Below are 14,293 nucleotides of genomic sequence, written 5' to 3' on the forward strand. Positions count from 1 at the left end.
CTACGGTTTCAGCGTCAGCGTGTCGACGGTGGAGGCGTCGACCGCGTCCTTCCCGAAGGACCAGTCGAGCAGTTCACCGTCCACCCACTTGCCGGTCTGGTCGGTGTAGTGCGCGTTGAACGCGTGCCCGGAGGCCCCGCTGAGGTTGATCCAGCGGGACTTGTCCCAGTCCCCCACGTTGACGACCATGCGCATCGACGGCACCCAGACGACCTCGTAGCCGCTCGCCGCGTTCCAGCCGGTGGCGTTGACCGCCGCCTCGCCGCCGCCGAGGTTCCAGGGGCCGCGGTTGAGCGCCCGCTGGAGCAGGCCGGGGCCTTCGGTGCCGAGCGTCTGGTTCTTCAGCGTCAGCCGGTGCAGCCGGCCCCAGCTCCAGGTGGAGATGTTCTTGCCGAGCTTGGCGGTCAGCTCCCAGCGCGCGTCCTCCATCGCCCGGGCGAAGAGGTCGTCCCGGCTCTCCAGGGCGTCCTCGCGGCCGCGGGCGGGGGCCTTCCACCACTCGTTGTCCTGGTCGTCCACGATGTCGCGGACCACCTGGAACCAGCGGTCGCCACCGTCCGGCTGCGCGGTGTCGCCGTCGCGCTGACCGCACTCGCGGACGAGCTTCTTCTGCTGGTCGACGGGGCCGCTGTTCTTGGCCGGCCGTACGTTGATGCAGTCGCCCTCGACCCGCATCTCCTTGGGCAGCTTGTTGCCGAAGGCGAGCTTCAGGATGTTGCGCCAGACTCCGTTGAAGTACGCGGCGGCGGCCGAGTCGGGTTCCTGGGTGTAGTCCCAGCCCTCCAGCAGCTTCTGGGCCTCGCGGACGCTCGGGTCGGAGATGTTGATCTTCTTCAGCTCGGGCACCAGCAGCGCGGCGATCTCGCTGAAGTTGTCCATCTGCATCTTCTGCATGTCATCGGTCGAGACCTTCTCGCCACCCTTGATCTTCTGGGCGAGGAGGTCGTTGATCCGCTGGCTGCGGGCGCCGTAGCCCCAGTCCTTGGTCAGGAGGTGGGGGTACTTCTTCTCGTCGATGACGGCCTGGTTGGCGGTGACGATGTAGCCGCGGTCCGGGTTGTACTCGTAGGGCAGCTCATCGAAGGGGATGTAGCCCTTCCACGCGTACTTCGGGTCCCAGCCCGGGGCGGGCGCCGTTCCGTCGTAGCCCTCGGAGCGGACCGGGATCTTGCCGGGTGCCTGGTAGCCGATGTTGCCCTTTGTGTCGGCGTAGATGAGGTTCTGCGAGGGGACCTCGAAGTTCTCGGCGGCCGCCCGGAAGGTGGTGAAGTCCTTGGCCCGGTTGAGGGCGAAGACGGCGTCCATGGACTTGCCGGGCTCCAGCGCGGTCCACTTCAGCGCCACCGCGTAGCCGTCGGCCCGGTCGGGCGCGGCGTTGCTGACGGGGGCCTTCTGGCCGACCTTGTCCAGCTCCTTGCTGCGGTCGGAGACCAGGGGCCCGTTGTTCGTCTCGCGGACGGTGATCGTCCGGTCCTTGCCGCCGGCGACCTTGATGGTCTCCTCACGGGTCTTGAAGGACTTGGTTCCACCGTCGTACAGGTAGCCGTCGCCGGAGACCTTCTCCAGGAAGAGGTCGGTGACGTCGGCGCCCAGGTTGGTGAGGCCCCAGGCGATGTCCTGGTTGTGGCCGATGATCACACCGGGCATGCCGGCGAACGTGTAGCCGGCCGTGTCGTACTGGCAGGTCTTGGAGAGCTCCCGGCAGTGCAGGCCCATCTGGTACCAGAGGGAGGGCAGCATCGGCGCGAGGTGCGGGTCGTTCGCGAGCAGCGCCTTGCCGGACGTCGTGTGCTTGCCGTCGACGACCCAGGAGTTCGACCCGATGCCGTTGCCGTTCGGGCCGAGCAGCGCCGGGATCTCGTCGAGGGTGTCGGAGAGCGCGGAGAGCTGGGTGTTCAGGCCCTCGGTGGCGCCCTCGGGGGTCGGGGAGCCGACGTTGTCCGACGGGGTCGCCTCGGGGTCGAACTTCCCGGTGACCGGGGAGATCGCGCCCTGCTCGACGATCGGCCTGTGCTGCTTGTACGGGTAGCCGGGGTACAGGTCCCCGATCTGGTCCTGGTCGAGGCGGCTGGTCAGCAGCGACCGGTCGATCTCGTCCTGCATGTTGCCGCGCAGGTCCCAGGCCATCGCCTTCAGCCAGGCCACCGAGTCGACCGGGGTCCACTCGCCGGGCTTGTAGTCGTTGGTCAGCCCCAGCGCCGCGTACTCGACCGAGATGTCCCGGCCTTCCTTGCCCTTCAGATACGCGTTGACGCCCTCCGCGTACGACTGGAGGTTCTTCTTGGTGCCCTCGTCGAGGACCTCGTCGTACTCCTTCTGCGCCACCTGCCGCCAGCCGAGCGTGCGCAGGAAGGAATCGGTCTCCACCTGCCCGGAACCGAACATCTCGGAGAGCCGGCCGGACGTCATGTGCCGCCGGACGTCCATCTCCCAGAAGCGGTCCTGGGCCTGGACGAAGCCCTGGGCGCGGAAGAGGTCGGCGTCGGAGTCCGCGTAGATCTGCGGAATTCCGTAGGAGTCACGTTTGACCTCGACGTCGCCGGCAAGGCCGTCGAGAGTCATCGACCCGGTGGTCTGCGGGTACGAGGCCCGCACGGTGGACACGGACCAGTACGCCCCGTACCCGACACCCGCGACGAGCGCCAGCACAAGCACGAACACGATCAGGCGGGCGCGTCGCCCCTTCTTCCTCCCGGGCTTCTTCGCGTCGGAAGGGCCGGAAGAGGCGGTTGTGTTGGCGGGCATCGCTGTCCTTCGAGGGGCAGGGTGGTCCTGGGAGTGCAGGAGCAACCATAGGCGCAGCGGAGAAGCCACTCGGACGCGGTATAGGGATGCAGCCATTTGCGTCTTCCTCGTACGAACATTCGAGGCCGTCAAGGAATCGTTAACGATTAGGTAAGGTAACGAAGTAACTGGCTGCCGGAGGACGATCCGGCAGGCGCACGCAGGGAAGGAACGGACCCTGACTGTCCACGCGCTCAACGAACTCCTGCTCGTCTGCTCGCTCGTCCTGCTCGTCGCCGTGGTGGCGGTACGGATCTCCTCGCGCAGCGGGCTCCCCAGCCTGCTCCTGTATCTCGGCATCGGGATCACTCTGGGCCAGGACGGCATCTTCGACGTCGAGTTCGACAACGCCGAGCTGACGCAGGTGATCGGCTACGCCGCCCTCGTCGTCATCCTGGCCGAGGGCGGACTCGGGGCGAAGTGGAAAGAGGTCCGCCCGGTCCTGCCCGCGGCCGCGGTGATCTCGACCGTCGGCGTCGGCATCAGCGTGGGCGTCACCGCCTCGGCCGCGCACTATCTCGTCGGCCTCGACTGGCGCCAGGCGCTCATCATCGGAGCGGTCGTCTCCTCGACCGACGCGGCGGCCGTCTTCTCCGTCCTGCGCAGAGTGCCTCTGCCGCCCCGGATCACCGGCGTCCTGGAGGCCGAGTCCGGCTTCAACGACGCTCCCGTCGTCATCATGGTCGTCGCGCTCTCCGCGGTCGGCCCGGTCGAGCACTGGTACCTCCTGGTCGCCGAGATCGCCATGGAGCTGGCCATCGGGGCCGCGATCGGCATCGCGGTGGGCTGGCTGGGGTCCCTGGGGCTGCGGCACGTGGCGCTGCCCGCCTCCGGCCTCTACCCGATCGCCGTGATGGCCATCGCCGTCTCCGCGTACGCGGCGGGCGCCCTGGCCCACGGCAGCGGGTTCCTCGCCGTCTACCTGGCCGCGATGATCCTCGGCAACTCCAAGCTGCCGCACTGGCCCGCCACCCGGGGCTTCGCGGACGGGCTCGGCTGGCTGGCCCAGATCGGCATGTTCGTGCTGCTCGGCCTGCTGGTCTCCCCGCACGACCTGGTGGACGACTTCTGGCCCGCCGTCGTCGTGGGCCTGGTGCTGACCACAGTGGCGCGACCACTGTCGGTCTTCCTGAGCCTCGCCCCGTTCCGGATGCCGGCCCGCGAGAAGGTCCTCATGTCCTGGGCCGGACTGCGTGGTGCGGTGCCCATCGTCCTGGCGACCATTCCGATGGTGTCCGGGGTGGCGGGCAGTACGAGAATCTTCAACATCGTCTTCGTCCTGGTCATCGTCTACACCCTGATCCAGGGCCCGACGCTGCCCTGGGTCGCGAACAAGCTGAACATCGCCGACGACCCGGCCGAGGCCGACGACCTGGGCGTCGAGTCGGCCCCGCTGGAGCGGCTGCGCGGGCACCTGCTGTCGGTCGCCATCCCCGCGAAGTCGAGAATGCACGGCGTGGAGGTCGGCGAGCTCCGGCTCCCGGCCGGCGCCGCGGTCACGCTGGTGGTCCGGGAGGACAAAAGCTTCGTGCCGTCCCCGGCGACGGTGCTGCGGCGCGGGGACGAGCTGCTCGTGGTGGCCACCGATCCGGTGCGCGACCGGGCGGAGGAACGGCTGCGGGCGGTCGGCGAGGGCGGCAAGCTGGCCGGCTGGCTGGGCACGGGCGGGCCGCCCGCCGCCGGCACGCCCGGCGCGGTGGGCCCCCATGGCGGGTCCGCCATCCCTCAGGCGATGAAGCTGGCCAAGAAGCTCGGCGGTGCCGGTGCCGGTGCCGGTGCCGGTGCCAACGGAAGCGGCGCGAAGACCCGCCCTTGAGTCCTGCGGCGGCTGGAGCCCTTGAGCACCCTCCGTGCTCTCTCAAGGCGAAAACACAGGTGACCAGCGAAGAATGCGTCGCAGATCACAGGCCGACGTGGAAGTCATAGGTGCAATCACAGGCACACAGGGCTTCTTACCTGTAGCATGAAGGCAAACCTGATCGACCAACTCTGTCTGAAGCAGAGCTGGCGCGACCGTATGGCGGTCGTGGTGTCTCTTCGCCCGGCGTTTCTTCGCCGCTTGCAGCGAGTCGCCCGGCATCTACCGCAGTTCCGCGCAAGAGGACAGCTCTCGGCCGCTTCCGTCCGGCTTGCCCCACAAGGGCGCCGGGAAGCAGGGCTACCAGGCGGCAGAAAGGCAAGGACCGTGGCGACCACGGTCTCCGACCGCCCCGGATACGGGCAACTGCTGCGCACCCCCGGTGCGTGGACCTTCCTCCTCCCGGGCTTCGCCGCACGGCAGCCCTTCGCGATGCTCACCATCGGCATCGTCCTCCTCGTGCAAGCCACCACCGGCTCGTACGGCAGCGCGGGCGCCGTCGCGGCGGTCTCCGGCGTCTCCATGGCGCTGTTCGCCCCGCAGAGCGGCAAGCTCGCCGACCGCTTCGGCCAGCGTGCCGTGCTGCTGCCCGGGGTCCTCCTCCACGCCGTCTCCGTGAGCGCCCTGACCGTGCTGGCGCTGGCGGACGCACCCCTGTGGGTGCTGTTCGTCGCCGCCGTGCCGACCGGTGCGTCGATCCCGCAGATCGGCCCCATGGTGCGGGCCCGCTGGGCGGCGATGCTGGGTGCGACCCCCGACCGGCCCGCCTCTCCGCTGATGTCCACCGCGGCCGCGTTCGAGTCGGTGACGGACGAGTTCACGTTCGTCCTGGGCCCGGTGATCGCCACCGCACTGTGCACCGGCGTGCACCCGGCGGCCGGCCTGATCGCGGAAGCGGCCCTGACCCTGGTCGGCGGCCTGCTCTTCGCCGCGCAGCGCGCCACCCAGCCCGCCCCACGCAACGCCGCCACCGCGGCCGAACCGCACGCCTCGGCGCTCTCCGTACCGGGTGTGCGCGTCCTGGCCATCACCTTCCTGGGCATCGGCGCGGTCTTCGGCGGGATGCAGGTCTCGCTGACCGCGTTCTCCGAGGAGATCGGCCACCCCGGCGTGAACGGCGTGCTCTACGGGATCTTCGCCGCGGGCAACATGCTGGCCGGCATCGCCTGCGGCGCCATCGCCTGGAAGAGCAGCCCGCGCCGCCGGCTGATCGTCGGGTACGTGGCACTGACCCTGACCGCGTCCGGCCTGTGGGCCGTGCACTCGGTGCCGCTGCTGGCCGGGCTCGGCCTGCTGGTCGGTCTCTGCATCGCCCCGGCGCTGATCAGCGGCTACACCCTGGTCGAGTCGCTGGTGCCCGCCGGCGCCCGCACCGAGGCCTTCACCTGGCTGACGGGCGCCGTGGCGCTCGGACAGGCGGCGGCCGTGACCGTGGCGGGGCAACTCGCCGACGCCCACGGTGCGAGCACCGGATTCCTGGTGCCGCTGGCCGGGACCGCGCTGGCTCTGGTGACCCTGCTGTCCCTGCGCTCACGGCTGGCTCCCCGGTCCCCGGGGCGCACCGTGGCACGTGGGATCGGTCACCGCGAGCCGGTCACGGTGGACTGATCCGACGGAATACGTCAGTATGGAGCGTCGTTAGCACTCATTGAGTGAGAGTGCCAGGAGGAGCAAGTGCCGACCTATCAGTACCAGTGCACCGAGTGCGGCGAGGGCCTCGAGGCGGTGCAGAAGTTCACCGATGACGCCCTGACCGTGTGCCCGAGCTGCGACGGACGCCTCAAGAAGGTGTTCTCCGCGGTCGGCATCGTCTTCAAGGGTTCCGGTTTCTACCGGAACGACAGCCGCGGCTCGTCGTCGAGCAGCACGCCGGCGTCGGCGACCTCGAAGTCGTCCGACTCCGCGTCGACCTCGTCGTCGGGTTCGGACACGAAGGCGAGCGCGTCGTCGTCCTCCTCGTCCGCCTCCTCCTCGTCGCCGGCCTCCACGCCGGCCTCGTCGAGCGGTACGTCGGCCGCCTGAGCCCGCGTACGCCCCACCCGCTTTTCCACCCGGACCCCGCCGAGGCCACTCGGCGGGGTCCGGGTGTCCGCCCCGGGAAACGCTCCTGCGGATACGGTGACCGCATGGCGAACGCACATACGGAAACGGGCTCCGGTACGGGTACCGAGGGTTCCGCGGAGATCGGTGTCATCGGCGGCTCGGGCTTCTACTCCTTCCTGGAGGACGTCACCGAGGTCTCCGTGGACACCCCTTACGGGAAGCCGAGCGACTCGGTCCACCTCGGCGAGCTCGGGGGCCGGCGGGTGGCCTTCCTGCCCCGCCACGGACGCGGCCACCACCTGCCGCCGCACCGCATCAACTACCGGGCCAACCTGTGGGCGCTGCGCTCCGTCGGGGTCCGGCAGGTGCTCGGGCCGTGCGCGGTGGGCGGGCTGCGGCCGGAGTTCGGGCCGGGGACCCTGCTCGTCCCCGACCAGCTGGTGGACCGCACCAAGACCCGCGTACAGACCTATTACGACGGTGAGCCCTGGGCCGACGGGACCGTGCCGAACGTCGTCCACCTGGGCTTCTCCGACCCGTACTGCCCCGAGGGGCGCAAGGCGGCGCTCGCCGCGGCTCGCGGACGTGACTGGGAGCCGGTGGACGGCGGCACCCTGGTGGTGGTCGAGGGGCCCCGCTTCTCGACCCGCGCGGAGTCGCGCTGGCACGCGGCGATGGGCTGGTCGGTCGTGGGCATGACGGGGCACCCCGAAGCCGTCCTCGCCCGGGAGCTGGGCCTCTGCTACACCACGATGACCCTGGTGACCGACCTGGACGCGGGGGCCGAGGCGGGCGAGGGCGTCTCGCACGAGGAGGTCCTCCAGGTGTTCGCGGCCAACGTGGACCGGCTGCGCTCGGTGCTGTTCGACGCGGTGGCCGGGCTGCCGGAGACCGAGAGCCGCAACTGCACCTGCGCCCACGCGCTGGACGGGATCGACACCGGGATCGCGCTGCCGCAGTAGGGGGCGCGCCGCTGCTTCGGGCGGGCGGGCGTCGCCGGAACGGGTGACGGAGTTTTCCCCAGCCCGGGTGCTGTCCACAGGCGTCGGCGGGATCTGCGCGGACGGTGGAAAGTGAGGGGAGTTCGGCCGGATCAACCGGGCCGGGCTCCCCTTTCCCTTGCGCTCGTCCGCCCGATTCCAGGTGGTGCCATGTCCACGTCCGCGTCCCCGCCCACGTCCATGTCCCGGCCTCCGTATGACAGGCCCCCGGCGCCGGTGCCCGCGCCGTGCGGGGTGGGGCCGTTCGCGCCCCTGCGCGTGCGGGGCGGTGCCGCGGACCGGCTGCGTCGGATACTGCGCCGGCAGCGGCGCGCGGCGGCTGCGGGGCTCGCGCTGGCGGGCGCCGCGCTGGCCACCACCGGCCTGAGCAGCGCCGACGGAGGGGGCGGCGCACCGGACCCTCCGCCGGGGGCCGGCCGGCCGTCCCAGCGGCTGGTCTCCGCGCCGGTCCGGATCGCGGACCCGGAGACGGTACGGCTGCTGCGGCCGGGGGACCGGGTCGATGTGATCGCGATCGGTGATGCGGGCGGCGACGACGCGCACGTGGTGGCACGGGGGGTGCGCGTGGCGAAGGTGCCGCGGACAGCCGCAGGACCCGGCGGCCTCGCGGCGGGCGGTATCGGCGAAGCGGGAGCCGGGGCGCTGGTGGTGTTGTCCGTGGAGCGGCCGACGGCCACGGCGCTGCTCGGCGCGGGCGCTGCGGGGCGGCTGGCCGTGGCGGTGTCCGATGCGAACTGACGCCCTCTCACGTCACCCGGGGCACACCCGGCACCCAGGGGCCGGGCTCGGGCGGCGGTGCCGGCGGGGCTGCCGCGGGTCCGCGCGCGGACCGGTAGCCCTCCGGGCGACCGCTCAGATGTGGTGGGGCGGCTTCTCGTCCAGGAAGCGCGCGAGGTCGGCTGCGCTGCCGCCGCTGAGAGGCCGCTCGCCCCACCCCTGGTCCGTGTCGTCCGCGGACTTGCGGTCCAGCGGATCGTCGAAGACCAGAACCGGCTTGGGCTTCGGTTCCTGTGGCGGCTGCTCGTGCGGCTGCTGCTGCTTCGCATCTCGCGGGCGGGGGGCGGGGGCGGCGCTCATGTCTCCAGGTTACGGCGGCCCACCACGAGGTGTGCGCCGCCGTGGGGCCGGGTGGCGGGCGTCAGCGGTCCTTCGGGTCGATGAGCCACAGGCCGAGCACGACGAGGAACGACAGAAAGAGCAAGCCGGCCCCCGACCATGCCGTGCCGGTGTTCCCTTCCATCCATTCGTCGAGCAGGACCGTCAGCCCCCAGAGCCGGACCATGACGACGGTCACGGCCAGGGTGAGCCGGGCGGTCAGTTTCGCGGAGCGCTCGGGGTTCTGGTCGGTGCCCGCTCCGGGCCCGGGGCCGGTGTGCCGGACGCGGGGTCCCCTTATCCGCCGGTGGGGCGGATCTGCGGATACCGCTCGTGGACGGGCCGGTTCAGCCCGGGGCCGGCGCTGCCGGGGTGGTAGGTGGGGTAGTGGCCGCCCGGGGGCGGCAGCGGCTGCTCGGGGTTCGGGGTGTCGTTCGTGCCCGCCTGCCCGGGTCGCGCACCGCTTCCTGATCGCCGGTACGTTCGAGCCGCATCGGCCCGTGCTCTCCCACGGGCCCCGATCCCGACCCGAGGAGCCGCACGATGACCTCCGTGGACCCCCTGGACCCCTTGGACCCCCTGGACCCCGTCGACTCCGCCGCCGAGGCGCGGGCCCCCGGGCGCCCTCCCCTGCTGGACGCCCTGACCGATGTGGCCGGCATCCGTGTCGGCCACGCCGAGGTCGCCGGTGCGGGTGCGTTGAGCGGCACGACCGTCGTCCTGGCGCCCGAGGGCGGGGCCGTCGCCGCCGTGGACGTACGGGGCGGCGGGCCGGGTACGCGGGAGACGGACGCGCTGGACCCGCGCAATCTGGTGCAGCGGGTCGACGCCGTCGTCCTCACGGGCGGCAGTGCGTACGGGCTCGACGCCGCGTCCGGCGTGATGGCCTGGCTGGAGGAGCAGGGCCGGGGTGTCCGGGTCGGCGCCGGGCCCACCCAGGTGGTCCCGGTCGTTCCGGCCGCCGCCCTCTTCGACCTGGGCCGGGGCAGCGACTGGCGGGCCCGCCCCGATGCGTCGACCGGCCGCGCCGCGGTCGAGGCCGCAGCCGCCACAGGGGCCGGGGAGCCCGTCACCGAGGGCGGCGTGGGCGCGGGCACCGGTGCGGTGGCCGGGCAGCTCAAGGGCGGCATCGGCACGGCGAGCACCCGCCTCGCCTCCGGGGTCACGGTGGCCGCCCTCGTCGCGGTGAACGCGGCGGGCTCGGTGGTCGATCCCCGGACCGGGGTGCTGTTCGGGGAGTACGGGGCCGGGGAGCCGCCGGCGCACCCTCCGGCCGAGGTCCACGCGGCGGCGGAGCGGCGTCTCGCCCGGGAGCGGGAGGCGGTGGAGGCGGCCGGGGGCGGGGCCCCGCCGTTCAACACGACGATCGCGGTCGTCGCCACGGACGCGGACCTGACCCGGGCACAGGCCCAGAAGCTGGCGGGCACCGCACACGACGGCCTGGCCCGCGCGGTGCGCCCGGTCCATCTGCTGACCGACGGGGACACCGTGTTCACGCTGGCCACCGGACAGGTGCGGGTACCTCCGGGGGACCCGGTCGCCGTCAACGACATCCTGGCGGCGGGCGCCGACGTCCTGGCGCGGGCGATCGTGAAGGCGGTGCGCGCGGCCCGGAGCACCGAGGGACCGGGCGGCAGGCTTCTTTCGTACACGGAGTTGTACGGCGGCCAGGGACTGCCGAGCCCCTCGGGGGTGATCCGCACGGCAGACCCCAGGGGGCGCGCGGTGTGAGCGAGGGGCGCGCGAGCGGCCGACTCGTCGTCTGCGCGAGGGAGTTCATCCCAACCGCCCGAAATGCACCGGGAACAAGCGGGGAACTTTCTGCGTGCGCCCTACGTTTTTACCAACCCCGGTCACGATGTCGGACCCAGGGACTACGTTAAGCACGCATCACGTAACACGCGGCGACGGCCTGGAGACACCACCTTGAGCGATCCGTACGAGACAACCGAGCACCACCTCGACCGACTCCTGCGACGCGCCCTCAACTCCTTCGACCTTCCTGACAGTACGGTCGACCGCCTCGGCACGGCGCTCGCCCACAGCAGTTCACTGCACTCGTCGCACCACAGTTCCGTGCTGCACCGCGAGACCTACCGTCACACGTATCTCCTCGCCGACGGCTCCGCCCTGACCCTGTGGGAGCTGGTGCACAGCGGAGGCCGCGACCTGCGGACCCCGCGCCGGCACGAGCTGTACGACGAGGAGGGCGACGCCCGCATCGCCGCGTCCCGGCTGGCCGGGAGCTTCTCCGACTCCCCCGCATTCGGCGACGAGGGGGTGCAGGAGGCGCAGAGCGACCTGGAGATGCTGACGGTCCTGATGTCCGTCCCTCCGGCACCGCTCCCCCGGACGTACGCGCCCGACAATTCCGCGGACCACGCCCGCCGGGTGCTGCGCCGTGCGGAGAACGCCGACCGGCCCGGCGAGCAGAAGACGGTGCTGCTCCGGTCCGCCTTCGCCCACCACATCACCCAGATCTTCGGGCGGCAGTGCCACGTCGACGGCCGGGCGGCCGGATTCACGCTCTACGAGCACGCGTTCCTGCTGCTGGACGGCAGCGAGACGAGCCTGTGGGAGGTCGAGCACACGGCGACACCCGACGGCCGCCACATGTGCGAGGTGTACGAGGACGAGCACACCGCCCGCGCGGCGATGGAGAGCCGCACCCGGATCTGCTGACCCAGCTGACCCGAAGCGCGGATCCACCGCCCGCGCGGGTCAGTTCGCGTCGCCCTCCACGTGGGCGCGCGGCCGGGCGGGCAGTGCGAACATCACCAGGAAGATCACCGAGAGCACCCCGGCCACCCACCACAGCGACTGCTGGAACGCGTCGACGAAGGCCGGGCCGACCGCTTCGGGGGCCAGTCGGTCACCGATCGCGCCGAAGAAGACGACGGACACCAGGCCGAGGCCGAGTGCCGTCCCCATCTGCTGCACGGTGTTGATCAGGCCGGATGCCGAACCGGCGTGCTCCTTGGGCACTTCGGAGAGCACCGCGTCGGTCAGCGGAGCCACGATCAGCCCCATGCCCGCGCCCATGACCACCAGCGGGACGGCCATCTGCCACGACGTGATGCCCATGCCGTACTGCTCGCTCTCCCAGAGGTAGATCAGCAGTCCGGCGATCATGAGAAGCGCACCGGCCTGGAGGACCTTGCGGCCGAAGCGGGGCACCAGCTTCTGCACGGAGATCCCGGCGGCCACCGAGACGGCGGCGGAGAACGGGATGCCCGTCGTGCCGGCGCGCAGCACGCTCCAGCCGAGGCCCATCTGCATGTAGAGGGTCCAGACCAGGAAGAAGATGCCGAGGCCGACGCCGAAGGTCAGCTGCACGGCGATGCCGGCGGCGAAGCTCTTCACCCGGAACAGGGACAGTTCGATCAGCGGCGAGCCGTCGGCCAGCGCCTTCTGCCGCTGGTACAGGACCAGCGCCCCGAAGACGAACAGGCTGCCCACCATCGACAGATGGCCCCAGAGCGGCCAGCCCAGCTCGTGTCCCCGGGTGAGCGGGTAGATGAGCATCAGCATCGCCAGGGTGATCAGGGCGACGCCGACGAGGTCGAGACGGACCGTCTTGGGGGCCTTGGACTCGGTGATGAACTTCGCACCGAGGAGCAGACCGGCGACGCCGACGGGCAGGTTGATCAGGAAGATCGGCCGCCAGCCGAGCCCGAAGAGATCCCACTCGGTGAGCAGCGCGCCCAGCAGCGGGCCGGAGACCGCGCCCAGACCGACGATCGCGCCGAAGAGTCCGAAGACCTTGCCGCGCTCGTGCGCGGGGAAGGTGGCGTGCACGATCGACAGGACCTGCGGCACCATCAGGGCGGCCGTGGCGCCCTGGAGGACGCGCGCCGCGACCAGTGTCTCGGGGCTGCCCGCGAAGCCGCACAGGGCGGAGGCGAGTGTGAATCCGCCGATGCCGATGAGGAAGAGCCGCTTGCGCCCGTAGATGTCGCCGAGCCGGCCGCCCGTGATCAGCCCGGCCGCGAACGCGAGGGCGTAACCGGCGGTGATCCACTGGATCGCGGAGACCGATGCCCCGGTCTCGCGCTTGATGCTGGGGATCGCGATGTTGACGATAGTGACGTCGACCAGGTCCATGAAGGCCGCGGTCATCACGATGGCGAGCGCGAACCAGCGACGCCGGTCGGCCGGGACGGGTGGTGGGGGCGATACCGGTGTCGTGGCCGGTACGGGGGTCGTGGGCGGTACGGGGGTCGTGGCCGGTACGGGGGTCGTGGGCGGTACGGGGGTCGTGGGCGGTGCGAGGTGCGACGCCGTGGGCGGCGGGGGTGCGGAAGAAGGCATGGGGAGAACCTAGGCAGTCATTAGGTCAGATCATGACCTGATGGTCCGGCATCCTGAGGCCATGTCCGACACCCCCGCACGACTGCTGAAGCTGCTGTCGTTCCTCCAGACCCCGCGCGAGTGGCCGGGCGGTGAGCTGGCCGAGCGGCTCGATGTCAGTCCACGCACGATCCGCCGCGATGTCGACCGGCTGCGCGACCTGGGCTACCCGGTCGAGGCCTCACGCGGCTCGGTGGGCGGATACCGCCTGGTCGCGGGCGCCGCCATGCCTCCCCTCCTGCTGGACGACGAGGAGGCGGTGGCCATCGCGGTGGGGCTGCGGGCCGGGGCGGGGCACGCGATCGAGGGCGTCGACGAGGCCTCCGTACGGGCGCTGGCCAAGCTGGAGCAGGTGCTCCCTTCGCGGCTGCGGCACCGGGTCTCCGCGCTCCAGAACGCCACGGTGCCGCTGACCCGGGGCGACGGCGCCACCATCGACCCGCGGACCCTGACGACGCTGGCTTCGGCCTCCACCGGCCGGGAGCGGCTGAGGTTCGCGTACCGCAGCGGCGACGGCACCCGGACGAAGCGGCAGGTCGAGCCGTACCGGCTGGTGAGCACCGGGCAGCGCTGGTACCTGGTGGCGTACGACGTCGACCGGGAGGACTGGCGTACGTTCCGGGTGGACCGGGTCGGAGAGCCGTACGCGACGGGGGCCCGCTTCGCGCCGAGGCCGCTGCCCGTCGACGGTGTGGGGGGCGACGCGAGGAGCGGCGGCGGGGACGCGGCGAGGTTCTTGGCGCGCTCGATGAGGCGGATGCAGCCGGAACTGCGCCTCGATGTGTGGTTCGGGGCGCCGGCGGAGTTCGTGGCGGCGCGGCTGCCCGCGCATCTCGGGGCGCCTGAGCCGGACGGGGAGGGCGGCTGCCGGCTGCGGTCCTCGTGTACCGACTCGCCCGAGTGGGTGGCGCTGCGGCTGGCGTTGGTGGACTGCGAGTTCTCCGTGCGGGGGCCGTCGCAGCTGGTGGCGCACCTGGAGAGTCTCGGGGCCCGGCTGTCCCGCGCCGCCCTGCCCCTGGGGCAGGGCCACCCGGCGGCTGCCCCGCACCAGGGACCGGAGCAGGGGCCGGAACAGGGATGAGCCCCGACGCCGGGGGGGGTGGGCGCCGGGGCTCAGCTCAGGGACCGGTGAAAACCGGTCGGGTGACCGGAACGACCCGGT

11 protein-coding genes and 1 pseudogene are annotated in these 14,293 nt (G+C 71.7%); 8 read left to right on the plus strand and 4 right to left on the minus strand.

Annotation, left to right across the window (positions count from 1 at the left end; genetic code table 11):
* A complete protein-coding gene (locus IG90_RS0101835) occupies nucleotides 1–2,745 on the minus strand; it encodes a penicillin acylase family protein (RefSeq protein ID WP_030576369.1) in 2,745 nt (914 codons plus the stop codon).
* Between the two features lie 277 nt (nucleotides 2,746–3,022).
* Here IG90_RS0101835 and IG90_RS0101840 point away from each other — a divergent pair, with 277 nt between their 5' ends.
* From IG90_RS0101840 to IG90_RS0101860, 5 genes are all read left to right on the plus strand, one after another.
* Nucleotides 3,023–4,600 (plus strand): potassium/proton antiporter, encoded by a 1,578-nt coding sequence (locus tag IG90_RS0101840; RefSeq protein WP_030576373.1) that lies wholly within the window; start codon nucleotides 3,023–3,025, stop codon nucleotides 4,598–4,600.
* A 369-nt stretch (nucleotides 4,601–4,969) separates the two neighbouring features.
* Nucleotides 4,970–6,250 carry an MFS transporter gene (locus tag IG90_RS0101845; protein ID WP_030576376.1) on the plus strand — a complete coding sequence of 427 codons (1,281 nt, stop codon included), beginning with the start codon at nucleotides 4,970–4,972 and terminating at the stop codon, nucleotides 6,248–6,250.
* Nucleotides 6,251–6,316: 66 nt separating this feature from the next.
* Nucleotides 6,317–6,664 carry an FmdB family zinc ribbon protein gene (locus IG90_RS41305; RefSeq protein WP_030576380.1) on the plus strand — a complete coding sequence of 116 codons (348 nt, stop codon included), beginning with the start codon at nucleotides 6,317–6,319 and terminating at the stop codon, nucleotides 6,662–6,664.
* Nucleotides 6,665–6,768: 104 nt separating this feature from the next.
* Complete coding sequence (locus tag IG90_RS0101855) at nucleotides 6,769–7,647, plus strand: S-methyl-5'-thioadenosine phosphorylase (RefSeq protein WP_030576383.1); 879 nt, start codon at nucleotides 6,769–6,771, stop codon at nucleotides 7,645–7,647.
* A 189-nt stretch (nucleotides 7,648–7,836) separates the two neighbouring features.
* Entirely contained in the window at nucleotides 7,837–8,424 is a 588-nt protein-coding gene (locus IG90_RS0101860; protein ID WP_033893516.1) for a hypothetical protein, read from the plus strand.
* A gap of 114 nt (nucleotides 8,425–8,538) precedes the next feature.
* Here the strand turns inward: IG90_RS0101860 and IG90_RS0101865 are convergent, their stop codons facing one another.
* Complete coding sequence (locus IG90_RS0101865) at nucleotides 8,539–8,763, minus strand: hypothetical protein (RefSeq protein ID WP_030576388.1); 225 nt, start codon at nucleotides 8,761–8,763, stop codon at nucleotides 8,539–8,541.
* Between the two features lie 61 nt (nucleotides 8,764–8,824).
* Nucleotides 8,825–9,189, minus strand: a pseudogene (locus tag IG90_RS39005) (hypothetical protein).
* A 135-nt stretch (nucleotides 9,190–9,324) separates the two neighbouring features.
* Between IG90_RS39005 and IG90_RS0101875 the strand changes: the two are divergent.
* The gene (locus IG90_RS0101875; protein ID WP_233435873.1) at nucleotides 9,325–10,512 is read left to right on the plus strand and encodes a P1 family peptidase; all 1,188 of its coding nucleotides are present in this window, start codon (nucleotides 9,325–9,327) and stop codon (nucleotides 10,510–10,512) included.
* 195 nt (nucleotides 10,513–10,707) lie between these two features.
* Complete coding sequence (locus tag IG90_RS0101880; protein WP_030576394.1) at nucleotides 10,708–11,463, plus strand: DUF6227 family protein; 756 nt, start codon at nucleotides 10,708–10,710, stop codon at nucleotides 11,461–11,463.
* A 39-nt stretch (nucleotides 11,464–11,502) separates the two neighbouring features.
* On the opposite strand, the gene IG90_RS0101885 is transcribed toward IG90_RS0101880, so the two are convergent.
* Nucleotides 11,503–13,092, minus strand: a complete 1,590-nt coding sequence (locus IG90_RS0101885) for an MFS transporter (RefSeq protein WP_030576398.1) — start codon at nucleotides 13,090–13,092, stop codon at nucleotides 11,503–11,505.
* 61 nt (nucleotides 13,093–13,153) lie between these two features.
* Between IG90_RS0101885 and IG90_RS0101890 the strand changes: the two genes are divergently transcribed.
* Nucleotides 13,154–14,212: a helix-turn-helix transcriptional regulator gene (locus tag IG90_RS0101890; RefSeq protein WP_033893556.1), complete on the plus strand. Its 1,059-nt coding sequence runs from the start codon at nucleotides 13,154–13,156 to the stop codon at nucleotides 14,210–14,212.
* Nucleotides 14,213–14,293 lie beyond the last annotated feature (81 nt).

Origin of the sequence: Streptomyces anulatus, from assembly GCF_000721175.1 — a bacterium.
In the GTDB taxonomy this organism is placed as follows: Bacteria; Actinomycetota; Actinomycetes; order Streptomycetales; family Streptomycetaceae; genus Streptomyces; species Streptomyces anulatus_C.

Coding starts and splice junctions, on each gene's coding strand:
- IG90_RS0101835 (WP_030576369.1), bottom strand. CDS start 2,745: ATGCCCGCCAACACAACCGCCTCTTCCGGCCCTTCCGACGCGAAGAAG.
- IG90_RS0101855 (WP_030576383.1), top strand. CDS start 6,769: ATGGCGAACGCACATACGGAAACGGGCTCCGGTACGGGTACCGAGGGT.
- IG90_RS0101860 (WP_033893516.1), top strand. CDS start 7,837: ATGTCCACGTCCGCGTCCCCGCCCACGTCCATGTCCCGGCCTCCGTAT.
- IG90_RS0101865 (WP_030576388.1), bottom strand. CDS start 8,763: ATGAGCGCCGCCCCCGCCCCCCGCCCGCGAGATGCGAAGCAGCAGCAG.
- IG90_RS0101875 (WP_233435873.1), top strand. CDS start 9,325: ATGACCTCCGTGGACCCCCTGGACCCCTTGGACCCCCTGGACCCCGTC.
- IG90_RS0101885 (WP_030576398.1), bottom strand. CDS start 13,092: ATGCCTTCTTCCGCACCCCCGCCGCCCACGGCGTCGCACCTCGCACCG.
- IG90_RS0101890 (WP_033893556.1), top strand. CDS start 13,154: ATGTCCGACACCCCCGCACGACTGCTGAAGCTGCTGTCGTTCCTCCAG.